The following is a 25,181-nucleotide window of genomic DNA, read 5'->3' on the forward strand; positions in this document are numbered from 1 at the left end:
GTGCGCACGGCGCACCCTACCGGGCGATCTTGGTTGCGTAGCCCGGATCAAATCCGGGTATGGGCTGGCGCTGTGCTTATGGCTCGCGTGCCTGCCGTTACCGAGACAAACGAAAACCCCGGCACCAAGGCCGGGGTTTCGTTCAGCGCCTGGTGTTGGCCGTCAGAGGAAGGCGAACTTGGCGATGAAGATGATGCACAGGGCGTACAGGCTCAGCGATACCTTGTCGCTCTGACCGGTCAGCAGCTTCAGCGTGGCATAGGTCAGAAAGCCCAGGGCGATGCCGTTGGCGATGGAGAAGGTCAACGGCATCATCACCACGGTGACGATGGCCGGGATGGTGTCGGTATGGTCCTTCCAGTCGATGTGCGCCATGCCGCTCATCATCAGCATCGCTACGTAGATCAGCGCGCCAGCGGTGGCGTAGGCGGGAATCATGCCGGCCAGTGGGGCGAAGAACATCGCGGCGAGGAACAGGAAACCGACGGTGATGGCCGTCAGGCCGGTGCGGCCACCGGCGGCAACGCCTGCAGCGCTTTCCACATAGCTGGTCACCGGCGGGCAACCAACCACGGCACCGACGACGCTGGAGGTGGAGTCGGCTTTCAGCGCCTTGGACAGGTTCTGGATTTTGCCGTCCTCGTCCACCAGGTTGGCGCGGTGTGCCACACCCATCAGGGTGCCGGCGGTATCGAACATGTTCACGAAAAGGAAGGCCAGGATCACACTGATCATCGCCACGTTGAACGCGCCGGCAATGTCCATGGCCAGGAAGGTCGGCGCCAGGCTCGGCGGCATCGACACCAGGCCGCCGTACTCCACCAGGCCCATGGCCCAGCCGATGGCGGTGACGCCGAGCATGCTGAAGAGAATGGCGCCGAACACATTGCGGTGGCTGAGCACGGCGATCAGCAGGAAGCATACGGCGGCGAGCAGCGCCGACGGGTTGCCGAACGAGCCCATGGTCAGCAGGGTGGCTGGGCTGTCGACGACGATCCCGGCAGTCTTCAGACCGATCAGGCCGAGGAACAGGCCGACCCCGGCACCCATGGCGAAGCGCAGACTCATCGGAATGCTGTTGAGCAGCCACTCGCGGATCTTCGACAGGCTCATGATCATGAACAGCACGCCGGAGATGAATACGGCGCCCAGTGCGATCTCCCAGCTGTAACCCATCTCGCCGACGACGGTGTAGGTGAAGAAGGCATTCAGGCCCATACCCGGCGCCAGGCCGACCGGCCAGTTGGCGTACAGGCCCATGAGGAAGCAGCCCAGCGCCGCACCGATGCAGGTGGCGACGAAGGCCGCGCCATGATCGATGCCGGCGGTAGCCATGATGTTGGGGTTGACGAAGATGATGTAGGCCATGGTGACGAAGGTCGTCAGGCCGGCCAGCAGCTCGGTCTTGATGGTGGTGCGGTGCTCGGTCAGTTTGAAGAAGCGGTCGAGCAGACCACCGCTTGCCAGTTGATTCGCGTGTTGTTCTTGTTTGACGCTTTCCACAGCGGGTACTCCTCATCTCTCTTGTTGTGTACCGCCCAGAGCGTTGCGCATGAACAATGCTCTCTGAGGCAGGCGGTGTTTTCGACGGTGCTTCCTGGCTAAGTTGTTGACCGAGCGGTCAAGAAGTCACTCAGGCGCGATTATGCTGTTGTATACAAAAAATGCAATTAATGTTTTTAGTGTTGCATTAATCGCACCAGTCGATCGCGCGGATCGAGAAACGAACGGATTTGGCGACAATCCTTTCGGATAATTAAATAAAATTCATATAAAACAATAAGATATGTTTATTGGGTGATCGGTGGCTGTAACCGATCAAGCGTCGGTGCGTCGACCTGAGCGGGTCCTTAGCCACTAATGAACTGAGAGGGCAGCTGTATATAAGGAAAGAATTTGTTGTTCTGGGTTGAGCCATGGCTGAGGTTCGGACGATGCTCAGCTACGACGTCGTACAACGAGTGGTGTGATGGCTGATTGACTTGTGTACAATTGCCCCAATTTTTTTCTGATGTTTTTTCGCTCGGAGCTTGTCAGCTACCGGGTAGAACACAGTAGAGTCGCAGTGTCGCCGACTCTCATTGACGCGAGCCAGAATGAACGATCAATTGCAGCCTCTCAAGAAGCAGCCGCGCGTGGGCAAAAGCAGCCGCAGCGGGACTCAGGACGATGTCGTATATGCCCACATCTTCGATGCCATTCTCGAACAGCGTCTGGCGCCTGGCACCAAGCTGAGCGAAGAGGCGTTGGGTGAGATCTTCGGCGTCAGTCGCACCATTATTCGTCGCGCCCTGTCACGTTTGGCCCACGAGGGTGTGGTACTGCTGCGCCCGAACCGCGGTGCGGTAGTGGCCAGCCCGAGCGTCGAAGAGGCGCGGCAGATCTTCTATGCGCGCCGTCTGGTCGAGCGTGCCATCACCGAGCTGGCCGTCGAGCACGCCACCGCTGAGCAGCTCGCTGAGCTACGGCAGATGGTCAAGGACGAGCAGGACAGCTTCTCGCGCGGTGACCGGGGCGCAGGTATTCGTCTGTCCGGCGAATTCCACCTGAAGCTGGCCGAGGCCGCGCGTAATGCGCCGCTGGTGAGTTTCCAGCGCAGCCTGGTTTCGCAGACCTCGCTGATCATCGCCCAGTACGAAAGCGGGAGCCGTTCGCATTGCTCCTACGACGAACACAATCAGCTGATCGACGCTATCGAAGCGCGCGATGCCGAGCGTGCGGTGCACCTGATGATGCATCACATGGATCACATCGACAGCAAGCTGAACCTGGACGAGGAAAGTGCCTCGGACGACCTGCACGCGGTGTTCTCGCACTTGCTGCAGACCAAGAAGAAGTCCGGCCGCAGCGCTGCCAATCGCTGATCGACTGCGTGTGACAAGAAAGTCCCGGTGCTCGCGCATCGGGGCTTTTTTGTATCCAGCGGGGTGGGGTGCACTCGACCTGGGAACAGTTGATGTTTCAAGGGCGGGTTAGCCGCTTATCACCGCTACTGACCACAGCACCGTGCTAGATGCGGCGTAACCCACCATCGGCGCAACGCGTTCCATCGCCTGGTGGATTACGCGGCGCACCGCTCTCATCTGCGCTTTTACGATTAGCGTTCAGCGCCGCTAATCCACCCTACGCGGAGTAGCATCCGGCTTCACTTTAGGCGGCTCCAGGCACCCTATGCTCAGCGCTGGTGCACCGATACACCGGCGGCGAAGGTCTCTTTCACTGTGCGGTCATCACCAAGCATGGTCAGGGCGAACAGGCGTTCTTCCAGGCTCTTGGCCTGCTGCATGCGGTAGCTGATCAGTGGCGTGGCGTTGTAGTCCAGCACCAGGAAGTCGGCGTCCTTGCCGGGCATGAAGTTGCCCAGCTTGTCGTCCAGATATAGCGCGTTGGCGCCGCCCAAGGTGGCCAGGTACAGCGACTTGAACGGATCGAGCTTCTTGCCCTGCAACTGCATGATCTTGTACGCCTCGTTCAGCGATTGCAGCTGGCTGAAGCTGGTACCGCCGCCGACGTCGGTGCCGAGACCGACGCGCACGCCATGTTCTTCCAGCTTGTTCAGGTCGAACAGGCCGCTGCCCAGGAACAGGTTGGAGGTCGGGCAGAAGGCGACAGCCGAGCCGGTCTCGGCCAGGCGCTTGCACTCGTCGTCGCACAGGTGCACGCCATGGGCGAACACCGCGCGCGGGCCGATCAGCTTGTGGTGGTCGTAGACGTCCAGATAGCCCTTGCGCGCCGGGAACAGCTCCTTGACCCAGGCCACCTCAGCCTTGTTTTCGGAAATGTGGGTGTGCATGTACAGGTCCGGGTATTCGCCGAACAGCTTACCGGCCAGATCCAGCTGCTCCGGTGTACTGGTGGGGGCGAAGCGCGGGGTGACGGCGTAGTGCAGGCGGCCTTTGCCGTGCCAGCGCTCGATCAGCGCCTTGCTCTCGGCGTAGCCGCTTTCGGGAGTGTCGGTCAGGTAGTCCGGGGCGTTGCGATCCATCAGCACCTTGCCGGCGATCATGCGCAGGTTGAGCTTGTCGGCCTGCTCGAAGAAGGCATCCACCGATTGCGGGTGCACGCTGCCGAATACCAGGGCGGTGGTGGTGCCGTTGCGCAACAGTTCCTTGAGGAAGATCGCCGCCACGTCGCTGGCATGCGCCTTGTCTTCGAACTGTTTCTCGGTGGGGAAGGTGTAGGTGTTGAGCCAGTCCAGCAACTGCTCGCCGTAGGAGGCGATCATGCCGGTCTGCGGGTAGTGGATATGGGTGTCGATGAAACCGGGTGTGATCAGCGCGTCGCGGTAGTGCTGGACCTCGACGCCGCCCAGCTTGGGCAGCAGCTCGGCAGCTGCACCAACCTGGGCGACTTTGCCGTTCTCGATCAGCAGAATGCCGTCCTCGAAGTGCTGGTAGGACTGCTCGACACCGACGACAGCCGGGTCGGCGAGGCTGTGCAGGATGGCGGCGCGGTAGGCTTTGCGGGTGTTACTCATTATTCGAAATCTCATGCGTAGGGTGCGCCATGCGCACCGGAAAAATAGGGGCGGTGCGCGCAGCCTAGGCGGCCCCGCGACACCCTACGGGCCATGGCGGCCCGGATCAGGACCGGCGTGAGGCCGGAAGCAGCTTGGCGACGCTGGATTCGCCTTTCTTCACGTCCTGGCCGAAGCTTGCGTTGTAGGTGGCGATCACCTCGCCGGCGATGGATACGGCGATTTCCACCGGCAGTTTGCCTTTCACTTCGGCCAGGCCCATGGGACAGCGCATGCGTGCCATCAACGTTTCCTCGAAGCCGCGTTCGCGCAGGCGATGCTCGAACTTGACACGCTTGGTTTTCGAGCCGATCAGGCCGTAGTAGGCGAAGTCGCCGCGTTTGAGGATCGCCGCGGTCAGCTCCAGATCGAGCTGATGGTTGTGGGTCATGACGATGTAGTAGCTACCAGGCGGCATGTTCTCCACCTCGTCGACCACCTCGTCGTTGACGATCTTCTGCGCACCAGCGGGGATGTGTTCGGGGAATTCGTTCTCCCGTGAGTCGATCCAGCGCACCTTGCACGGCAGGCTGGCCAGCAGCGGTACCAGCGCGCGGCCGACGTGACCGGCGCCGAACACGACGATCTGCGCCTGTGGTTGGCCCATGGGTTCGAACAGCAGCACGGTGGCGCCACCGCAGCATTGGCCAAGGCTGGCGCCAAGAGAGAAGCGCTCCAGGCGGGTGTCCTGGCTGCGGCTGGCGAGCATCTCGCGCGCCATCTCCATGGCCTTGTATTCCAGATGACCGCCGCCGATGGTCTCGAAGATGCGTTCGGCGGTGACCACCATCTTCGAGCCGGCATTACGTGGCGTCGAGCCACGTTCCTCGATGATGGTCACCAGCACGCAGGCTTCACCTTGTTGTTGCAGGTCGGCGAGAGCGCTGATCCAGCTCATTTGCTTAGCCTCCAGGAAGGCGTGGTTTGTCCCGGGCGCGGCAGGCGCCAGTTGCTCGGCGAAGGGGCCAGAATCGGCTCTGGTGCCGGGCGAGCGGGTGGTGTATTCGGTTCGGTGTGTTTTGTCATTGTTGTACACCCATTCATCATTCGTTCGCAGTCGCAGGTCTGTGGGAGGCGCTTTCGGCTCGGGCATCCTGCTTCGCTCTACCTCCTGCATCCCTGCAGTCGCAGCGGCGACAGTCGCGGCTAAAGCCCCTCCCACGGCAGCCTGAAGCTGTATCGGCGTCAGGCAGGTTCGACCTCGGCAGTGCTGGCTGCCTTGCTCTGTGCCTTCAGCTTGCGCATCTGCTCCACACCCCAGAGCACGCGCTCAGGCGTGGCCGGGGCGTCGATCTGCGGCTGCACCTTGTAGTCGGCCAGGCTGGCCACTGCGTCCTTCAGCGCGCACCAGGCGGCGATGCCGAGCATGAACGGCGGCTCGCCGACTGCCTTGGAGTGGAACACGGTGTCTTCCGGGTTCTTGCGGTTCTCCACCAGCTTTACGCGCAGGTCGATGGGCATGTCGGCGATGGCCGGGATCTTGTAGCTGGCCGGGCCGTTGGTCATCAGTTTGCCCTTGGCGTTCCACACCAGCTCTTCCATGGTCAGCCAGCCCATGCCCTGGACGAACGCGCCCTCGACCTGGCCGATGTCGATGGCCGGGTTCAGCGAGTCGCCGACGTCATGCAGGATGTCGCCACGCAGCATGCGGTATTCGCCGGTCAGGGTGTCGACCAGCACCTCCACGCAAGCCACGCCGTAGGCGTAGTAGTAGAAGGGACGGCCAGCCGCCTCGTCGCGGTCGTAGTAGATCTTCGGGGTGCGGTAGAAGCCGGTCGAGGACAGCGAGACCTGGCCGAAGTAGGCCTTCTGGATCACCTCCTCGAAGGACAGGAAGTGATCGCGCACGCGCACCTGGCCGTTGCGGAATTCGATGTCTTCCGGGGTGACCTTGTACTCGCGCACCAGGAAGTCCACCAGGCGCTGCTTGATGGTCTCGGCCGCGTTCTTCGCCGCCATGCCGTTGAGGTCGGTGCCGCTGGAGGCTGCAGTGGGCGAAGTGTTGGGCACCTTGTCGGTGTTGGTGGCGGTGATCTGGATGCGTTCGATATCGACCTGGAACACTTCGGCGACGACCTGCGCGACCTTGGTGTTGAGGCCCTGGCCCATCTCGGTGCCGCCGTGGTTCAGGTGGATCGAGCCGTCTGTGTAGATGTGGATCAGCGCGCCAGCCTGGTTGAGGAAGGTGGCGGTGAAGCTGATGCCGAATTTCACCGGGGTCATGGCCAGGCCTTTCTTCAGTACCGGGCTTTTCTGGTTGAACTCGATGATCTCGCGACGGCGCTTGGCGTACTCGGCGCTTTCCTCGAGCTCGGCGGTCATCTCGTGGATGACGTTGTGCTCCACCGTCTGGTGGTAGTGGGTGACGTTGCGCTCGGTCTTGCCGTAGTAGTTGGTCTTGCGCACTTCCAGTGGGTCCTTGCCCAGGCTGCGCGCGACGGCGTCCATCACTTCCTCGATGGCGACCATGCCCTGTGGGCCGCCGAAGCCGCGGTAGGCGGTGTTCGAAGCGGTGTTGGTCTTGCAGCGATGACCGTTGATGGTGGCGTTGCCGAGGAAGTAGGCGTTGTCCGAGTGGAACATGGCTCGGTCGACGATGGAGCCGGACAGGTCCGGCGAATAGCCGCAGTTGCCGGCCAGGTCCATCTCGATGCCGTGCAGCAAACCGTCGTCATCGAAGCCGACGTCGTACTCCACGTAGAAGGGGTGACGCTTGCCGGTCATGCTCATGTCTTCCATGCGCGGCAGACGCATCTTGGTCGGCCGGCCGGTGAGGTGCGCGATCACTGCGCACAGGCACGCCGGGCCGGCTGCCTGGGTTTCCTTGCCGCCGAAGCCGCCGCCCATGCGGCGCATGTCGATGACGATCTTGTTCATCGGCACGCCGAGCACTTCGGCGACCAGCTTCTGCACCTCGGTGGGGTTCTGTGTCGAGGTGTAGACCAGCATGCCGCCGTCTTCGGTGGGCATCACCGAGGAAATCTGGGTTTCCAGGTAGAAGTGTTCCTGGCCACCGATATGCAGGGTGCCCTGCAGGCGGCGTGGGGCGCTGGCCAGCTTGCTGGCCGAATCGCCGATGCGGTGGGTGTGGCTGGCGAGCACGAAATGCTTCTTGCGGTAGGCGTCGACCACATCGAGCACCGGCTCCAGGTCCTCGTACTCGACGATGGCAGCCATGGCCGCCTTGCGTGCGGTTTCCAGGCTGTCGGCGGCTACAGCCAGCACCACCTGGCCAACGTACTCGACCTTGCCGTCGGCCAACAGCGGGTCACCGGCGACCACCGGGCCGATATCCAACTGGCCCGGTACGTCATCCTTGGTGATGGCGATGGCCACCCCCGGAATCTCGTAGCAGGGGCTGGTGTCGATGCGCACGATGCGCGCATGGGCGCGATCGGACTGGCGTGCGTAGACGTGCAATTGATTGGGGAATTCCAGGCGGTCGTCGACATAGACCGCTTCGCCGGACACGTGCTTGTCCGCGCTCTCGTGCTTGACGCTGCGGCCGACGCCGCTGGTCATGCCGGCGCGGAACAGGGCGGCCAGCTCTTCCTGGGATTTGTGTTCGATATGACTGGACATCTTCGCCTCCAAAACTTCGCATGCCGCCGGGTGCGCCGGCGGCGGATCAATTCACTGCACGCTTACGCGTAGGCGGTAACCCGGGTTTCGATCTCGGGCGACTGCTGCTCCAGGAAGAACTTGCGCAGCAGGTTCTGGGCAGTGAGCAGGCGGTATTCCTTGCTGGCGCGGAAATCCGACAGCGGGGTGAAGTCCTCAGCCAGTGCGTTGCAGGCGCGTTCGATCACGCCCGGATACCAGGCCGAACCGACCAGGGCCGCTTCGCAGGCGCTGGCGCGTTTGGGAATGGCGGCCATGCCGCCGAAGGCGATACAGGCTTCGGTGACCACACCCTCTTCGATGGTGAGGTTGAAGGCCGCGCAGACGGCGGAGATGTCGTCGTCCAGGCGCTTGGATACCTTGTAGGCGCGGAACGCCTGGTTGGCCTGGGCGCGCGGCACGATGATCTTCTCGATGAATTCGGCTTCCTGACGAGCAGTCACCTTGTAATCGAGGAAGTAGTCTTGCAGCGGCAGGATACGGCGGGTGTTGCCCTGGCGCAGGGCAATCTGCGCGCCGAGGGCGATCAGCAGTGGCGGAGCATCGCCGATGGGCGAAGCGTTGCCGATGTTGCCGCCCAGGGTGCCCTGGTTGCGGATCTGCAGGGAGGCGAAACGGTGCAGTAGCTCGCCGAAGTCCGGGTATTCGCGCGACAGCGCTTCGTAGCAGTCGGACAGCGCCGCGGCAGCGCCGATTTCGATGGCGCTGTCGGTCACTTCGATGCGCTTCATGTCTTCGATATGGCCGACGTAGATCATCACCGGCAGTTCGCGGTGGAACTGAGTGACTTCCAGGGCCAGGTCGGTGCCACCGGCAAGCAGGCGTGCCTCAGGGTTGGCGGCGTAGAGATCGGCCAGGTCGGCCACGGTCAGCGGTACCAGGCAGCGTTTGTCGCCGCTATTGAGCTCGGCCGTCTCGCGCGGAGCGATGCTCTTGAGTCGGGCCACGGTATCGCTTTCGAAGGCATCGAACTGATCCGGCTGCTTCTGGCAGCAGGCTTGTTCGGCGGCGTCGATGATCGGGCGGTAGCCGGTGCAGCGGCACAGGTTGCCGGCCAGGGCCTCCATGGTTTGGCCCTTGTCGTACCCGGTGGAGTTCTTCTGCAGGGCGAACAGCGACATGATGAAGCCGGGGGTGCAGAAGCCACACTGCGAGCCATGGCAGTCGACCATCGCCTGCTGCACGCTGTGCAGCTTGCCCTTGTGTTTGAGGTCTTCGACGGTGATCAGTTGCTTTCCATGCAGGCTGGAAACGAAGGTCAGGCAGGAATTGAGGGTGCGGTAGCGTACGCGGTCGCCCTCAAGCTCGCCCACCACCACGGTGCAGGCACCGCAGTCGCCGGAGGCGCAGCCTTCCTTGGTTCCGGTTTTGCCGACATGCTCACGCAGGTAATTGAGCACGGTGACGTTGGGGTCCAGGGCATGCTCTGTGCGCAGCTCCCGGTTGAGTAAAAACTGGATCAAGGACGACCTCCAGGCACTTTATTGTTATGAATCGGTGGCTCGCCGGGTATGTGCGCGCATTGCAAGGCCCCGGGCGTGATTGGCCATGGAGGCAATCTAGAGTTTTCTGACTTTTGGGTCAACAAATATTTGACCTAGTGGTCAGCTGCTTGTCATGCGTTTCGGTTATGAGCGCGGCGGGCTGGATTCATGCCCTGAGCGTAGCGGGTTTCGTGCCAGCGAGCGCTCTGCTACGGGTCTTTCGCAGGGTGTCGCGGCGCCGCCTAGGCTTTACGCAGTGAGGCTTTTCGCGGAGCAGCAGGTGCGTACGACCGCAGCCTCCCTGCAATATGAAGCTCGCAAGCTAGCGTTACAGGAGTCATCGGGTGTGCTCGAACGAGGGGCTCCAGCCAACTGCGATTCACTCAGTTGGTGCTCTCCACCGGCTTAGTCGGGCGCGTGGAGCGCGCGCGTTATGGACCGCTGTAGGCGTGACGCAGCACCTGATTGCGGAGCTTGGCCCGGTAACGCCCTGTGGTACACTTGCCGCCAGATTTTCTTGCTCCCGCCCAGCCGTGGCGGGGCTCCCAGACTCGACCGCCTGCCCCTGGATCGACGTAAATAAGGAATGTCATGACGTTCAAGGCCCCGGACAGCCTCGCCGAGCAAATCGCGCATTACCTGGCCGAACGCATCATTCGCGGTGAGCTCAAGGAACGTGAGCGCATTCAGGAGCAGAAAGTCACCCAGGCCCTTAACGTCAGTCGTGGTTCGGTACGCGAAGCGCTGCTGATTCTCGAGCGCCGTCATCTGATCGTGATCCTGCCCCGCCGCGGTGCCCAGGTCAGCGAACTGACCCCGCACCACGTCACCAGCCTCTATGCGCTGAGCATCGAGCTCTACATCATGCTGGCGCGCGCGGTGATCGAGCGCTGGAAGGTGGAAACCGACCTGGCGCCTTTCATCGATATCCAGCAGCGCCTGCTGGCCAGCCTGGAGCGCGGTGATATCGGCGCCTTTGTCGAGAACAGCTTCGACGTGATGCGCGCTGCCTTTCCCTTCGCCGACAACCCTTATCTGCAGGAAACCCTGGAGAATCTGCTGCCGGCCATCAGTCGCACCTACCACCTGGCGCTGGAGCGACGCAAAGGCGAGATGGGCCAGTTCATGAATACCTTCGCCAGCCTGCTGCAGGCGATCATCGCCCGCGACCCCGTGAGTGCCCGCGAGGTGCTGCAGGCTTATGGCGAGCACAACTGCCAGCTGGTGCTGGCGACTTTGGCCGAGCGCTAAGCCCAGATGCGCCTGAAGAGCATCAAGCTGGCGGGCTTCAAGTCCTTCGTCGATCCGACGACGGTAAGCTTTCCCAGCAACATGGCGGCGGTGGTCGGGCCCAACGGTTGCGGCAAGTCGAACATCATCGACGCCGTACGCTGGGTAATGGGTGAAAGCTCGGCGAAGAACCTGCGTGGCGAGTCGATGACCGACGTCATCTTCAACGGCTCCAACACCCGTAAACCGGTGACCCAGGCTTCGATCGAGCTGATCTTCGACAACAGCGACAACTCGCTGGTGGGTGAATACGCCGCCTTCGCCGAGATTTCCATTCGCCGCCGGGTGACACGCGACGGGCAGAACACCTATTTCCTCAACGGCACCAAGTGCCGCCGCCGCGATATCACTGACATCTTCCTCGGCACCGGCTTGGGTCCACGCAGTTACTCGATCATCGAACAGGGCATGATCAGCAAGCTGATCGAGGCCAAGCCCGAGGAGCTGCGCAACTTCATCGAGGAAGCCGCCGGCATCTCCAAGTACAAGGAGCGCCGCCGCGAGACCGAGAACCGCATCCGCCGCACGCAGGAAAACCTGGCACGTCTGACCGACCTGCGCGAAGAGCTGGAGCGCCAGCTCGAACGCCTGCACCGTCAGGCCCAGGCGGCGGAGAAGTATCAGGAGTACAAGGCCGAGGAGCGTCAGCTCAAGGCGCAACTGCTGGCCCTGCGCTGGCAGACGCTGAACCAGCAGGTCGGCAGCCGCGAGCAGGTGATCGGTGATCAGGAAGTGGCCTTCGAGGCCCTGGTGGCCGAGCAGCGCAGCGCCGATGCCGCCATCGAGCGCCTGCGCGACGGTCATCACGAATTGAGCGAGCGTTTCAATCTGGTGCAGGGCCGCTTCTATTCCGTGGGCGGCGATATCGCCCGCGTCGAGCAGAGCATCCAGCACGGCCAGCAGCGCCTGCGCCAGTTGCAGGACGATTTGCGCGAGGCGGAAAAGGCGCGTCTGGAAACCGAATCGCACCTGGGTCACGACCGAACCTTGCTGGCCACACTGGGCGAAGAGCTGGAGATGCTCCTGCCCGAGCAAGAGATGACCGCCGCTGCTGCCGAGGAATCCGCCGCCAGTCTGGAAGAGGCCGAAGCCGCCATGCACGGCTGGCAGGAACAGTGGGACGGTTTCAACCAGCGCAGCGCCGAACCGCGCCGCCAGGCCGAAGTGCAGCAATCGCGCATCGCCCAGCTGGAGCAGAGCCTGGAGCGTCTGGCCGAACGCCAGCGCCGCCTCAACGAAGAATTGCAGCAACTGGCGGCCGACCCGGAAGACGCCGCCATTCTCGAATTGAATGAACAGCTTGCCGCTGGCGAGCTGGAGCACGAAGCGCTGCAACTGGCCGAGGAGCAGCAGGCCGAGCGTCTGCAGCAACTGCGTGAAGAGTTGCAACAAGCCAGTCAGGCCCAGCAGCAGGCGCAAGGTGAGTTGCAACGTCTCAGTGGCCGCCTGGCGTCGCTGGAGGCACTGCAGCAGGCGGCGCTCGATCCGGGGCAGGGCGCCGGCGAGTGGTTGCGTGAGCAGAACCTGCTGCAGCGTCCGCGTCTAGCCGAAGGGCTGCGCGTGGAATCCGGCTGGGAGCTGGCGGTGGAAACTGTGCTCGGTGCCGACCTGCAGGCTGTGCTGCTGGATGATTTCGCCGGCCTGGATTTCTCTGCGCTGGAGCAGGGCGAGCTGCGCTTGGCCAGCCCGGCTTCGGGTGGTGTGCGGCGTGCCGGCAGCTTGCTGGACAAGATCGAGTCGAGCCACGACCTGTCGCCCTGGCTAGCCGGCGTGCGCCCGGTGGAATCCCTGGAGCAGGCGCTGGCGGCCCGCGCGCAACTGGCTGACGGCGAAAGCCTGATCAGCCGCGACGGCTACTGGGTCGGTCGGCATTTTCTGCGCGTACGTCGTGCTGCCGAAGCCGACAGCGGCGTGCTGGCGCGTGGCCAGGAGCTGGAGTGTCTGCAACTGGAACGTGAGGAGCGCGAAGCGGCGCTGGTGCAACTGGATGAGCGTCTGCTGGGGCTGCGCGATGATCAACGTCGTCAGGAAGAACAACGCGAGCAGCAGCGCCGTCAAGGCCAGGAACTGGCGCGCCAGCTGGCCGAGCTGAAGGCAAAGCTGTCCGCTAGCCAGGCCAAGGCCGAGCAGTTGGGCCTGCGCCGTCGTCGCTTGCAGGACGAACTGCAGGAGGCCGCAGAGCAGCGCGAGATCGAGCAGGAACAACTGGGCGAGTCGCGCCTGCAATTGCAAGACGCACTGGATGCCATGGCGCTGGATAACGAGCAACGCGAAAGCCTGCTGGCCAGCCGTGACAGCCTGCGCGAGCGCCTTGATCGCGTACGTCAGGAAGCCCGCCAGCACAAGGATCATGCGCACCAGTTGGCGGTGCGCGTCGGTTCGCTCAAGGCGCAGCACGACTCCACCCGTCAGGCGCTGGAGCGCCTGGAGATGCAGGCCGAGCGTCTGCACGAGCGACGCGAGCAGTTGTCGCTGAATCTGGAAGAGGGCGAGGCGCCGCTGGAAGAGCTGCGCATGAAGCTCGAAGAGTTGCTCGAGCGACGCATGGCGGTGGACGACGAGCTGCGTCAGGCGCGCTTGGCGCTGGAAGATGCCGACCGTGAGCTGCGTGATGCCGAGAAACGCCGCACCCAGGCCGAGCAGCAGGCGCAAATGCTGCGCAGCCAGCTGGAGCAACAGCGCATGGACTGGCAGTCGCTCAACGTACGGCGCAAGGCGTTGGCCGACCAGCTCGCCGAGGACAATTACGATCTACACGGGGTGATCGCCACGCTGCCGGCCGAGGCCACGGAAAGCGCCTGGGAAGAAGAGCTGGAGCGCATGGCCGCGCGTATTGCCCGTCTCGGGCCGATCAACCTGGCGGCTATCGACGAGTATCAGCAGCAGTCCGAGCGCAAGCGCTACCTGGATGCTCAGGACGCCGACCTGGTCGAGGCGTTGGAAACCCTGGAGAACGTCATCCGCAAGATCGACAAGGAAACGCGCAATCGTTTCAAGGACACCTTCGATCAGATCAATGGCGGTTTGCAGGCACTCTTTCCAAAAGTTTTCGGTGGCGGCAACGCTTATTTGGAACTCACCGGCGAAGATTTACTCGATACCGGTGTAACCATCATGGCGCGGCCCCCGGGCAAGAAGAACAGCACCATTCATTTGCTCTCCGGTGGAGAGAAAGCGTTGACCGCTTTGGCATTGGTGTTTTCCATCTTCCAGCTCAATCCGGCGCCGTTCTGCATGTTGGACGAAGTGGATGCACCGCTGGACGACGCCAACGTCGGGCGCTATGCGCGGCTGGTCAAGGAGATGTCGGCGACGGTGCAGTTCATCTACATCACCCACAACAAGATCGCCATGGAAATGGCCGATCAACTGATGGGGGTTACCATGCACGAGCCGGGTTGTTCGCGCCTGGTGGCGGTGGATGTCGAGGAGGCGCTGGCGATGGTGGAGGCGTGATGGCAGAGCGCCGCGAGATTAACTGAATATAGGCAAAACCTTATGTGGCTCCCTGTGTAAAGTTGCCTTTCGTCGTGCTAGCTTATTGCCCACTTTTGTTACACGCGGAAAACGTCAGATAGAACATCAAGTTGACGTCGCGTTTTATAGTTGAGTTGTGATCCGGTTGATTGGATCTTTTTTTCACCAGAATTATTAAGGGTCAGGTATTTCATGGAATTCGGTCTGCGCGAGTGGCTGATCGTTATTGGCATCATCGTTATCGCTGGCATTCTTTTCGACGGCTGGCGCCGTATGCGCGGTGGCAAGGGCAGGCTAAAGTTCAAGCTCGACCGCAGCTTCGCCAACATGCCGGATGACGACAGCGACCCGGATTTGCTCAGCCCGCCACGTGTGGTCAATCGCGATCACGAGCCGCAACTGGACGAAGACGAACTGCCGTCGATGACTGCCAAGGACCTGCCGCGTCGTCCACGCAACGAACCGCAGCAGGGTGATCTCAATCTGGCCGTCGATGAGCCGGTGCCGACTCTGCTCAATCCGGTCGATGACGAACCCGTCGAGCCGAAAAAAGCCGCCAAGCCAGCCGCTGATGCCGCGCCGGTGGAAGAGGTGCTGGTGATCAACGTGGTCGCCCGCGATGATTTCGGTTTCAAGGGCCCGGCTCTGCTGCAGAACATCCTCGAAAGTGGCCTGCGCTTCGGCGAGATGGATATCTTCCACCGCCACGAAAGCATGGCTGGCAATGGTGAAGTGCTGTTCTCCATGGCCAACGCCCTCAAGCCGGGCACCTTCGATCTAGATGACATCGAAGGCTTCAGCACCCGTGCGGTGAGCTTCTTCCTCAGTCTGCCCGGCCCGCGTCATCCCAAGCAGGCCTTTGACGTCATGGTCGCTGCCGCGCGCAAACTGGCCCACGAGCTGGGCGGCGAGCTGAAGGACGACCAGCGCAGCGTGATGACCGCGCAGACCATCGAGCATTATCGCCAGCGCATCGTTGAATTCGAGCGCCGGCAGCTGACCCAGAAACGCTGAAACATCAGTGCATTGCAAAAGAGCAGCCGAGGCTGCTCTTTTCGTTTGAGAGACCGAGCATGACCGACGCCGCCCAACGTATTTCCGAACTGCGCAACGAACTGGACGCGCACAACTACCGTTACTACGTGCTGGACGAGCCGAGCGTACCCGACGCCGAGTACGACCGCCTGTTCCGCGAACTGCAAGCGCTGGAGGCTAAGCACCCGGAGCTGGTGACACCGGAGTCGCCGACCCAGCGCGTCGGCGGTGAGGCGCTCAGCGCCTTTGGCGAGGTGCGCCATGAAGTGCCGATGCTCAGCCTCGGCAACGCCTTTGAAGAAGACGACCTGCGCGCCTTCGACCGCAGCGTGCAGAACGGCCTTGGCGTACAGGGCGGCGATCTGTTCGGCGGTGGTGCCGAGATCGAGTACAGCTGCGAACCCAAGCTCGATGGCCTGGCCGTCAGCCTGCGCTACGAGAACGGCCAGTTGGTGCGCGGCGCCACGCGCGGCGACGGCAGCACCGGCGAGGACATCACCAGCAACGTACGCACCATCCGCAACGTGCCGCTCAAGCTGCAGGGCGAGGGCTGGCCGCAGGTGCTGGAAGTACGTGGCGAAGTGTTCATGCCCAAGTCCGGCTTCGAGGAACTCAATGCGCGGCAGGCCGAGAGCGGTGGCAAGACTTTCGCCAACCCACGCAACGCCGCTGCCGGCAGCCTGCGTCAGCTCGACCCGAAAATTACCGCCAGCCGCCCACTGGAGTTCTGCTGCTACGGCGTCGGCCAGGTCAGCGGCGAACTGCCGGGGACCCAGGTGGCCATGTTGCAGCAGCTCAAGGCCTGGGGCGTACCCATCAGCCGCGAACTGAAGCTGGCGGAGGGCGTCGAGGCCTGCCTGGATTACTACCGCGATATTGGTGAGCGACGCATGAGCCTGGCCTATGACATCGATGGCGTGGTGTTCAAGGTCAATAACATCGAAGACCAGCAGCAACTGGGTTTCCGTGCGCGTACGCCGCACTGGGCCATCGCCCACAAGTTCCCGGCGCAGGAAGAACTGACCGAGCTGCTGGACGTGGAGTTTCAGGTCGGGCGTACCGGTGCGGTGACGCCGGTTGCGCGTCTGAATCCGGTCAAGGTGGCCGGCGTGATGGTGGCCAACGCCACGCTGCACAACATGGATGAAGTGGCGCGCCTGGGCGTGATGATCGGCGACACGGTGATCATCCGCCGTGCTGGCGACGTGATCCCGCAGGTGATGGCGGTGGTGCCCGAGCGTCGCCCGGATAATGCGCGCCCGGTGCATATCCCCGAGCAATGCCCGGTGTGCGGTTCAGCCGTAGAGCGCACACAACTGGTCAAGCGCAGCAAGGGTAAGGAGTCGCTCAGCGAAGGCTCGGTGTATCGCTGCGTCGGTCGCCTGAGCTGCCAGGCGCAGCTCAAGCAGGCGATCATCCACTTCGTCTCGCGCCGCGCCATGGATATCGAAGGCCTCGGCGACAAGACTATCGAGCAACTGGTGGACGAGAAGCTGATCGCGTCGCCAGCCGACCTGTACAAACTGAGCTTCGAGCAGATCATCGGCCTGGAAGGCTTCGCCGAGGTGTCCAGCAACAAGTTGCTGGCGGCCATCAGTGACAGCAAGCGGCCGACCCTGGCGCGCTTTATATACGCCCTGGGTATTCCCGATGTAGGCGAGGAAACCGCCAAGGTGCTGGCGCGCTCCCTGGCTTCGTTGGAGCGCGTGCGCAAGGCGCTGCCACAGGTGCTGACCTACTTGCCGGACATTGGTCTGGAAGTCGCGCACGAGATCCACAGCTTCTTCGAGGACGCGCACAACCAGCAGGTGATCAGCGCCTTATTGGGCGAATGCGGCCTCGAACTGCGGGAAGAGGGAGAACTGAGCGCCGAGTTTTCGGCCGTCGCCACCCTTGGGGGCATGCTCGACAAGCTGAATATTCCAGGTGTCGGCCCCGGAGCGGCTCAGAAGTTGGCGGAGCGCTTCAAAACCTTAGATGCACTGATCGAGGTAGCGAGGCTGATCGACAAGGATGCCGACGGGCAATGGCTGAAGTTGAACACCTTGTCAGGGGTGAACGAGAAGGCCAAGCAGTCTTTGCGAGCATTCTTTGCTAATCCAGATAATCAGGTTCTTGCCCGCGCCATCGAGCAGCAACTGCGCGATTTCGGCATGCACTGGGAAAGCGAGAAGAAAGTCGCTGAAGGCCTGCCCCTGGCCGGCCAGACCTGGGTGCTCACCGGCACCCTGGAAGTGATGAGCCGCGACGTGGCCAAGGAAAAACTGGAGAGCCTTGGCGCCAAGGTGGCTGGTTCGGTATCGGCCAAGACCCATTGCGTGGTGGCCGGGCCAGGTGCCGGCTCTAAGCTGGCCAAGGCCAGCGAATTGGGCGTGAAGGTACTGGACGAAGCGCAGTTCCTCGACCAACTCAAGACCTACGGCATCGACCTCTAGGGAGCTGTTCGCGAGCAGAGCTCGCTCCTACAGAAACAGGCAAAGATACGCCGATCTTGTGGGAGCGGCTTCAGCCGCGAAAACCAGTGCCGGATCGCTCGATAGCCAGCAGGCCTGGACGAAGTTCAGGTGCCGAATTCTGAACCTGTAGGAACCGGCTTGCCGGCGATCCTTTACTCAGAAGCATCGCCGGCAAGCCGGCTCCTACGGAAAGCTTGGCTCAACCAGCGAAGCGCTGATCCAGATAGGCGATGATCGCCTTGGACTCGTACAGCCAGGTGCTCTGGCCGTTTTCCTCGATGCGCAGGCACGGCACCTTGATGCGACCGCCGTGCTGCTCCAGCGCCTGACGATGTTCAGCATCGTTCTTGGCGTCGCGCAACTGCACCGGCAGGTTCAGGCGGTGCATATTGCGGCGTACCTTGACGCAGAACGGGCAGGCGTGGAACTGGTAGAGCGCCAGGTTGGCCGTGGCGCGCTCGACCTCGGCTTGCGCTTCGGGGCTACGCTTGAGCTTGCGCGGGCGGCTGATCCAGTCGACGAACACGACGAGCTGGCCCAGGCCGATACGAAGGGCTTTGAGCAACATGTTTCTAACTCCTGAAATGCCGGCGGCCGTTCACCGAAGTGAGCGGCCGCTGTCTGGGGCTTGGCTCAACGAACCAGATTGAGGAATTCGCCGCGAGTCGCCGGGTTGCTGCGGAACTCGCCGAGCATCACCGAGGTGACCATGGAGGAATTCTGCTTCTCCACGCCGCGCATCATCATGCACATGTGCTGCGCTTCGATGACCACCGCCACACCGAGGGCTCCGGTGACCTGCTCGACCGCTTCAGCGATCTGTCGGCTGAGGTTTTCCTGGATCTGCAAGCGGCGGGCGTACATGTCGACGATGCGCGCCACCTTGGACAGGCCCAGCACTTTGCCGTTGGGAATGTAGGCGACGTGAGCCTTGCCGATGAACGGCAGCAAGTGATGCTCGCACAGTGAGTACAGCTCGATGTTCTTCACCAGCACCATCTCGCTGTTGTCGGAGCTGAACAGCGCGCCATTGGTGACTTCTTCCAGCGTCTGCTGGTAGCCACGGCATAGGTACTGCATGGCCTTGGCGGCGCGCTTGGGCGTGTCCAGCAGGCCTTCGCGAGAGACATCCTCGCCAAGTTGGCCAAGGATCGCGGTGTACTGTTGTTCCAGGGACATGGAAAATCCTGTTGGGTATCGAATGGGCGCAGGGTAGGGCGCCGACAGGGGCCTGGCAAGAGTGCCAGGTTCTCTGATTACTCGTCGCGACCATCCATCATGGTGCGCTTGAGGATGATGTACACCGCGCCAGTACCGCCGTGTTTGGCGACGCAGGAGCTGAAGCCCAGTACTTGCGGGTGCTGGCGTAGCCAGGTGTTCACGTGGCTCTTGATCATCGGCTTGCGCCCGTCCATGCGCACCGCCTTGCCGTGGGTGACGCGCACGCAGCGGATCTCCAGCTTGGTGGCTTCGGCAAGAAACTCCCACAGTGTGTCACGCGCCTTCTCGACGCTCATACCGTGCAGGTCGAGGCTGCCGTCGAAGGGGATCTGGCCCAGCTTGAGCTTGCGCATCTGGCCGTCCTGCACGCCGTTACCAGCCCAGTACAACGGGTCTTCGGCGCCCACGTCGATGACGAACTGATCAGACAGGCCATCCACCTTGATCTCGCCCTGGCTGATGGTCGCAGCCTGGCGCAGGGTGTTGAACTGTTTACGGTCAGCTTTGGGTTTGCCGGTATCAGCGCGGTCGTGCTTGAGCGGCTTGACGCCGCGCAGCTCGGCCTGGAACAGGGAAAAATCGTCGTCTTGCATCGGTGGCTCCACGAAACAGGCTGGCATTTTACCTAAATGCCAGCGGTGTAAGCGTAGAAAGACGAATTTGTAGGTGCAGGATTGTCAGGCGCGATCAGCGAAAAGCATCGCTGGCAAGCCAGCTCCTAAAGTTGTTGGGGGCTGTCTTCGGGTGGTCAGTCGCGCTTTTTCATCAGCGATGGCGACAGGCTCAAATCGCTGGGGCGACGCAGACGCCTGCGGCAGCGACGCCAGAAGGCGATTCCGGCCCACAACAGGAACAGACCAAACAGCAGCAGGACGATGGCCTCGCCGGTAGAGTCGTTGAGCGCGCCCAGCACTGGCGCGCGACCCGCCAGCGAGGCGACGCCGGCCATCGCCAGGAGAATACCGAAGGCGGCGAGCAGGGCGCCCAGGCCGGCTCCGATACGCAGGCGCCAGTTTCTCGGCTGGCGCGGGCGCAGGCGGCGTGCATCGAAATCGTCGGACAGCTTCATTCCGATTTCCTTTGGTTTATCGGCGGTATGACCGGCTGGTCGCACTCAGGTTCCGCTGCACTGGCAAGACTGCTACCGCTTTCACACCAGCGACTTGGCGTGCGGCACCAGGGTGGCGAAGTTATCGCCCAAGGCGATCATCTCGATGCGGTGCACTTCGGCAGCGGCAATCACGCTGCCATCTGGTGCGGGCAGGTCGCGGGTAGCGCAGGCAGCGTCGACCAGAGTGCAGCGGTAGCCATAGTCCTTGGCGGCGCGAACGGTGGTGCTGACGCTGGAGTGGGTCATGAAGCCGCAGACGATCAGGTCCAGGTGACCGAGTGCCTGCAGGCGATCATGCAGCTCGGTACCGGCAAAGGCGTTGGGCAGGCGTTTTTCAACGACGATCTCCCCAGCCAGCGGGGCTGCTTCCGGCAGGTGACGACCGCGCGGACCGCTGGGGTCGAGCAGACCGCCGGGAATGCCGAGGTGCTTGACGTGAACGATGTCGGCACCGGCGCTGCGCGCCGCTGCCAGCAGGTTGGCGATCTCGGCCAGTGCAGGGTCCAGGCCTGGCAGCGCCAGCACGCCGCTGCGGTATTCTTCCTGAGCGTCGATGATCAGCAGGGTCGCATTGTTCAGGCTGGCCGGCGCGTGGCCACGACCGGTGAGCTGGAACATGGTTTGCGGATGGGACATCTCGGGCTCCTGGCTGATGGTGATAATGTGCCATTGTCCGCTTGCCAGAGCGCTCTGTGAACCTCTATCTGCGCCAAGGCTTGCTCGGAGCATTTTGCCGGCGCAGAATCGGAACTGCCCTGAAGGACTCAGGGTCGTACGCAAAAGGAGTTGCCATGTCACTTTTGTCGCAATATTCACCGCATTTCTGGCTGTTGTTCTCCATCGCTGTGGCCATCGCCGTTCTGCGCGAGCTACGCCGTCCTGATGACGATGCGCTGCGCAAGAAGCGCGAACGGTTATGAGCATTCGTTAACCCGCCATTCATGCGCTGGCCACCCGCACTGGGCTAAACTTCCGCACTTTTCACCCGGAGGCCGCCCGTGACTGCTCTCACTACCCGTTTACGCACCCTGCGTGATTACATCCGCTGGGCCGTCAGCCGTTTTCAGGCCGAGCAACTATTTTTCGGCCACGGCACCGACAATGCCTGGGACGAGGCGCGCCAGCTGGTGCTTGGCGCAGTGCACTTGCCCTGGGAAATCTCCGACGCCTACCTCGATTGCCGCCTGGAAGACGACGAGCATGCCCACCTGCAGGCATTGCTCAAGCGCCGCATCGAAGAGCGTGTGCCCACCGCCTATCTACTCGGTGAAGCCTGGTTCTGCGGTTTGCCCTTCGTCGTCGATGAGCGTGTGCTGGTGCCGCGTTCGCCGATTGCCGAGCTGATCGACCGTCATTTCGCCCCCTGGCTGCCGACCGAACCAGCGCGCATTCTCGACTTGTGTACCGGCTCCGGCTGCATCGGTATCGCCTGTGCCTACGAATTCCCCGAAGCGGAAGTGGTGCTGGGCGATCTGTCGTTCGACGCGCTTGAGGTGGCCAACCTCAACATCGAGCGCCACGGCCTGGAGGATCGCGTCTACTGCGTGCAGGGTGATGGCTTCGCCGGGTTGCCAGGGCAGCGTTTCGACCTGATTGTCTCCAACCCGCCTTATGTCGACGCCGAAGATTTCGCCGACATGCCTGCCGAATACCAGCACGAGCCGGAAATGGGCCTGGCCTGCGGCGCTGACGGTCTGGATCTGGTACGGCGCATGCTGGCTGAGGCGGCCGACCACCTCACCGAGCGTGGTGTGCTGATCGTCGAGGTGGGCAACAGCCAGGTACATGTCGAAGCGCTATACCCGGAAGTGGACTTTACCTGGCTGGACTTCCAGCGTGGCGGGCACGGCGTGTTCCTGCTGGCGGCCAAGCAGTGTCGTGAGCATCAGGAATTGTTTCGTTCGCGTATCGAGAGCTGATACCCCGGTGCGCACGACGGCGCACCCTACGGATCGGGGCTACGAAGTCGAAATGGTATTCCCTCTCCCCAGCCCCCTCCCATGAACGGGAGAGGGGAGCGAAGTGTATCCAGCGGTCTCAATCGACAAACAGATCCGGCACCAGGCTGCCGCCGGCGGAATCGAAGCGGTACTGCTCGAAGTCGCTGACGCCCTGTTCGCGCAGGATGTCCTCGTCGATCAGCAGGCGCCCGGTGATGCTGCGGCCCTGGCTGGCCAGGATCGCGTGGGCCGCGTCGGCCATGATCGCCGGGGTGCGCGCGCGCTTGAAGGCGTCGCGGCTGCCCAGCTCGAACTCGATGGCGGCGGTGGCGATCATAGTCTTCGGCCACAGCGAGTTGACGCTGATGCCGTACTTCTTGAACTCCTCACTCATGCCCAGGGTGAGCATGCTCATGCCGTACTTGGTGACGGTGTAGGGGCCGTGTTGGGCGAACCATTTAGCGTCTAGGTTGAGTGGCGGCGAGAGGTTGATGATGTGCCCGCCCGCGCTTTGCTTGAGATAGGGCAGGGCCGCCTGGCTGCAGACCATCACCGCGCGGGTGTTGATCTGGTACATCAGGTCGAAACGCTTGGGTTCGAGTTTCTCCACGCCCACCAGCTTGATCGCCCCGGCGTTGTTAACCAGGGCGTCGATGCCGCCGAAATGCTCGGCGGCCTGGGCCATGGCCGCCGCCACGGCCTGTTCGTCGCGCACGTCCAGCTGCAGCGCCAGCGCCTTGCCGCCAGCGGCTTCGACCTCGGCGGCGACGCTGAAGATGGTGCCTTCGAGTTTTGGGTGCGGCTCGGCGCTCTTGGCCGCAATGACGATGTTGGCGCCATCGGCGGCGGCCTTGAGGGCGATCTCGCGGCCGATGCCACGGCTGGCGCCAGTGATGAACAGGGTCTTGCCGGAAAGTGACATGGGCGTGCTCCGGTATTGTTGTTATGAGGGAGGAGGGACTCTAATTGTGAGTTTCCGTCGCGGCTAAAGCCCCTCCCACAGCGATATTTCAGGCCCCTACAGCTTCGATTTCCACCAGCAACTGGCGATTCTTCACCTGGTCGCCCTGGCTCACGCCAACGCGGCGAACGATGCCGTCGACGCCAGCCTTGAGCGGGTGCTCCATCTTCATCGCTTCCAGCACCACCAGCAGCTGCCCCTTGCTGACGCTGGCGCCCTCGATGACCAGTACGTCGACGATGGCGCCATCCATCGGTGCCTTCACCGCGCCGCTGCTGGCGGCGTTCTGGCCGCCGGCCGGTTCATGGGTGACATCAACCAGTTCCAGGTTGCCGTGCTCACCGTACAGCCACAGGTGCTCACCTTCGATGTGGTAAGCCTGGCGGCGGCGTACGCCGTCCAGTTCCAGGGTCAGCCAGCGACCGTCGCTGGCCAGCAGGCGCAGGGACAGCTGTTCCTCGCCCCGACGCACGCAAAGGTGCGCTTGCGTACCGCTGGCGAGTACGTCCAGCTCCACAGCGTGCTTGTGCTCGCCCTGCTTGAGGACGAAACGCCAGGGCGCACTGCCGGCGCTGCGCCAGCCGGACAGGCCGGGCTGATGCGCACGGGCGTCGGCCGAGACCTGGTAGAGCAGTGCGGCGGCCATGGCCAACTCGGCGAGGCTGGCGGTGTGCGGGTGCAGGCTGGGGTCATCCGCGAAATGCTCGGCAATGAACGCCGTGGTGGCATTGCCGGCAGCGAACTCCGGGTTCTTGAGCAGGTTGGCGAGGAAGCGCTGGTTACCGTTGACGCCAAGCAGCACGCACTGCTCGACGGCGCGCACCAGCTTGCGCCGGGCCTCGTCGCGGGTTTCGCCGTAGGCGATGACCTTGGCCAGCATCGGGTCGTAGAAGGGGGTGACGGCCTGGCCCTCGACCAGGCCGTGGTCGATGCGCACACCGGCTAGCAGCTCGGGCTCCCAGCGCAGCACCTGGCCGGTTTGCGGCAGGAAGCCGGCGGCCGAGTCTTCGGCGTACAGGCGCACTTCCATGGCGTGGCCGGTGAGGCGGATTTCGTCCTGCTGCAGCGGCAGGGGCAGGCCCTCGGCAACGCGAATCTGCCAGGCCACCAGGTCCTGCCCGGTGATCAGCTCGGTCACCGGGTGCTCGACCTGCAGGCGGGTGTTCATTTCCAGAAAGAAGAATTCGCCGCTGGCGTCGAGCAGAAATTCCACGGTGCCGGCGCCGACGTAGTTGACCGAAGCCGCCGCCTTCACCGCCGCCTCGCCCATGGCCTTGCGCAACTCCGGCGTCATCACCGGGCAGGGTGCTTCCTCGACCACCTTTTGGTGGCGGCGTTGCACCGAGCAGTCGCGCTCGCCGAGATAGACGATATTGCCGTGCTGGTCGCCGAAGACCTGGATTTCCACGTGGCGTGGGCGGATCACCGCGCGTTCGAGAATCAGCTCGCCGGAGCCGAAGGCGTTCTGTGCCTCCGAGCGGGCGGTGCGGATTTGACCCAGCAGTTCGGCTGATTCGTGCGCCAGGCGCATGCCGCGACCGCCGCCACCGGCGCTGGCCTTGATCATCAGAGGGTAGCCGATGCGTTCGGCTTCGCTGGCCAAGGTGTCATCATCCTGGGCGGCGCCCTCAAAGCCGGGAATGCAGGGCACGCCGGTTTCGAGCATGGCGATCTTGGACAGGCGCTTGCTGCCCATCAGGTGGATGGCTTCCACGGTCGGGCCGATAAAGACGATGCCGGCTGCTTCGCAGGCGCGGGCGAAATCGGCGTTCTCGGAGAGGAAGCCATAGCCAGGGTGGATGGCGTCGGCGCCGGTCTTGCGCGCGGCTTCGATGATGGCGTCGATGCGCAGGTAGGACTGGTTGACCTGGGCCGGGCCGATGCACACGGCTTCGTCGGCGATCTGCACGTGGCGGGCATCGGCATCGGCCTCGGAGTACACCGCCACGGTGCGATAGCCGAGTTCGATGGCGGTGCGCATCACCCGGCAGGCGATCTCGCCGCGGTTGGCGATCAGGATCTTGTTGAATGCGGGCATCTTTGTGCTCCTGCTGTGCGTAGCCCGGATG

Annotated in this window: 19 protein-coding genes; 7 read left to right on the forward strand and 12 right to left on the reverse strand. The window is 62.8% G+C overall.

The window, feature by feature from the left end; genetic code table 11:
• Window positions 1-162: 162 nt before the first annotated feature.
• Window positions 163-1,503, reverse strand: a complete 1,341-nt coding sequence (locus CXP40_RS20490) for an NCS2 family permease (protein WP_099525441.1) — start codon at window positions 1,501-1,503, stop codon at window positions 163-165.
• 593 nt (window positions 1,504-2,096) lie between these two features.
• Here CXP40_RS20490 and CXP40_RS20495 point away from each other — a divergent pair.
• Window positions 2,097-2,864: a GntR family transcriptional regulator gene (locus tag CXP40_RS20495; RefSeq protein ID WP_106735232.1), complete on the forward strand. Its 768-nt coding sequence runs from the start codon at window positions 2,097-2,099 to the stop codon at window positions 2,862-2,864.
• Window positions 2,865-3,175: 311 nt separating this feature from the next.
• On the opposite strand, the gene guaD is transcribed toward CXP40_RS20495, so the two are convergent.
• From guaD to xdhA, 4 genes are all read right to left on the reverse strand, one after another.
• Window positions 3,176-4,477: a guanine deaminase gene (guaD, locus tag CXP40_RS20500; RefSeq protein WP_106735233.1), complete on the reverse strand. Its 1,302-nt coding sequence runs from the start codon at window positions 4,475-4,477 to the stop codon at window positions 3,176-3,178.
• Window positions 4,478-4,583: 106 nt separating this feature from the next.
• Window positions 4,584-5,414 carry a xanthine dehydrogenase accessory protein XdhC gene (gene xdhC, locus CXP40_RS20505; protein ID WP_106735234.1) on the reverse strand — a complete coding sequence of 277 codons (831 nt, stop codon included), beginning with the start codon at window positions 5,412-5,414 and terminating at the stop codon, window positions 4,584-4,586.
• A 287-nt stretch (window positions 5,415-5,701) separates the two neighbouring features.
• On the reverse strand, window positions 5,702-8,098 hold the full coding sequence (gene xdhB / locus CXP40_RS20510; RefSeq protein WP_106735235.1) for a xanthine dehydrogenase molybdopterin binding subunit: 2,397 nt from the start codon (window positions 8,096-8,098) through the stop codon (window positions 5,702-5,704).
• A gap of 62 nt (window positions 8,099-8,160) precedes the next feature.
• Window positions 8,161-9,600, reverse strand: coding sequence for a xanthine dehydrogenase small subunit (gene xdhA / locus CXP40_RS20515; RefSeq protein ID WP_106735236.1), 1,440 nt, complete (start codon window positions 9,598-9,600; stop codon window positions 8,161-8,163).
• A 612-nt stretch (window positions 9,601-10,212) separates the two neighbouring features.
• Between xdhA and CXP40_RS20520 the strand changes: the two genes are divergently transcribed.
• The 4 genes from CXP40_RS20520 to ligA all read left to right on the forward strand — a co-directional run bounded on the left by CXP40_RS20520 (window position 10,213) and on the right by ligA (window position 17,858).
• Window positions 10,213-10,872 (forward strand): GntR family transcriptional regulator, encoded by a 660-nt coding sequence (locus CXP40_RS20520; RefSeq protein ID WP_106735237.1) that lies wholly within the window; start codon window positions 10,213-10,215, stop codon window positions 10,870-10,872.
• 6 nt (window positions 10,873-10,878) lie between these two features.
• Window positions 10,879-14,367, forward strand: coding sequence for a chromosome segregation protein SMC (smc, locus tag CXP40_RS20525; protein WP_106735238.1), 3,489 nt, complete (start codon window positions 10,879-10,881; stop codon window positions 14,365-14,367).
• Between the two features lie 213 nt (window positions 14,368-14,580).
• Window positions 14,581-15,402 carry a cell division protein ZipA gene (gene zipA, locus CXP40_RS20530; RefSeq protein WP_099525448.1) on the forward strand — a complete coding sequence of 274 codons (822 nt, stop codon included), beginning with the start codon at window positions 14,581-14,583 and terminating at the stop codon, window positions 15,400-15,402.
• A gap of 59 nt (window positions 15,403-15,461) precedes the next feature.
• Window positions 15,462-17,858, forward strand: a complete 2,397-nt coding sequence (gene ligA / locus CXP40_RS20535) for an NAD-dependent DNA ligase LigA (protein ID WP_106735239.1) — start codon at window positions 15,462-15,464, stop codon at window positions 17,856-17,858.
• Between the two features lie 220 nt (window positions 17,859-18,078).
• On the opposite strand, the gene CXP40_RS20540 is transcribed toward ligA, so the two are convergent.
• The 5 genes from CXP40_RS20540 to CXP40_RS20560 form a co-directional block, all read right to left on the reverse strand.
• Entirely contained in the window at window positions 18,079-18,447 is a 369-nt protein-coding gene (locus CXP40_RS20540) for a glutaredoxin (protein ID WP_099525450.1), read from the reverse strand.
• 65 nt (window positions 18,448-18,512) lie between these two features.
• Window positions 18,513-19,058 carry a GTP cyclohydrolase I FolE gene (gene folE / locus CXP40_RS20545; protein ID WP_074680367.1) on the reverse strand — a complete coding sequence of 182 codons (546 nt, stop codon included), beginning with the start codon at window positions 19,056-19,058 and terminating at the stop codon, window positions 18,513-18,515.
• Between the two features lie 77 nt (window positions 19,059-19,135).
• Window positions 19,136-19,693: a Smr/MutS family protein gene (locus tag CXP40_RS20550; protein ID WP_106735240.1), complete on the reverse strand. Its 558-nt coding sequence runs from the start codon at window positions 19,691-19,693 to the stop codon at window positions 19,136-19,138.
• Between the two features lie 155 nt (window positions 19,694-19,848).
• A complete protein-coding gene (locus CXP40_RS20555; protein ID WP_099525452.1) occupies window positions 19,849-20,169 on the reverse strand; it encodes a hypothetical protein in 321 nt (106 codons plus the stop codon).
• A gap of 81 nt (window positions 20,170-20,250) precedes the next feature.
• Window positions 20,251-20,847, reverse strand: a complete 597-nt coding sequence (locus CXP40_RS20560; RefSeq protein WP_099525453.1) for a cysteine hydrolase family protein — start codon at window positions 20,845-20,847, stop codon at window positions 20,251-20,253.
• A 155-nt stretch (window positions 20,848-21,002) separates the two neighbouring features.
• Here CXP40_RS20560 and CXP40_RS24035 point away from each other — a divergent pair, with 155 nt between their 5' ends.
• Both CXP40_RS24035 and prmB read left to right on the forward strand, forming a co-directional pair.
• Window positions 21,003-21,131: a hypothetical protein gene (locus CXP40_RS24035; RefSeq protein WP_256579520.1), complete on the forward strand. Its 129-nt coding sequence runs from the start codon at window positions 21,003-21,005 to the stop codon at window positions 21,129-21,131.
• A 78-nt stretch (window positions 21,132-21,209) separates the two neighbouring features.
• Window positions 21,210-22,130 carry a 50S ribosomal protein L3 N(5)-glutamine methyltransferase gene (gene prmB / locus CXP40_RS20565; protein WP_106735241.1) on the forward strand — a complete coding sequence of 307 codons (921 nt, stop codon included), beginning with the start codon at window positions 21,210-21,212 and terminating at the stop codon, window positions 22,128-22,130.
• 118 nt (window positions 22,131-22,248) lie between these two features.
• On the opposite strand, the gene CXP40_RS20570 is transcribed toward prmB, so the two are convergent.
• Window positions 22,249-23,073 (reverse strand): NAD(P)-dependent oxidoreductase, encoded by an 825-nt coding sequence (locus tag CXP40_RS20570; protein ID WP_106735242.1) that lies wholly within the window; start codon window positions 23,071-23,073, stop codon window positions 22,249-22,251.
• Window positions 23,074-23,161: 88 nt separating this feature from the next.
• A complete protein-coding gene (locus tag CXP40_RS20575; RefSeq protein ID WP_106735243.1) occupies window positions 23,162-25,150 on the reverse strand; it encodes an acetyl/propionyl/methylcrotonyl-CoA carboxylase subunit alpha in 1,989 nt (662 codons plus the stop codon).
• Window positions 25,151-25,181 lie beyond the last annotated feature (31 nt).

This window comes from Pseudomonas sp. YY-1 (genome assembly GCF_002843095.1).
In the GTDB taxonomy this organism is placed as follows: Bacteria; Pseudomonadota; Gammaproteobacteria; order Pseudomonadales; family Pseudomonadaceae; genus Aquipseudomonas; species Aquipseudomonas sediminis_A.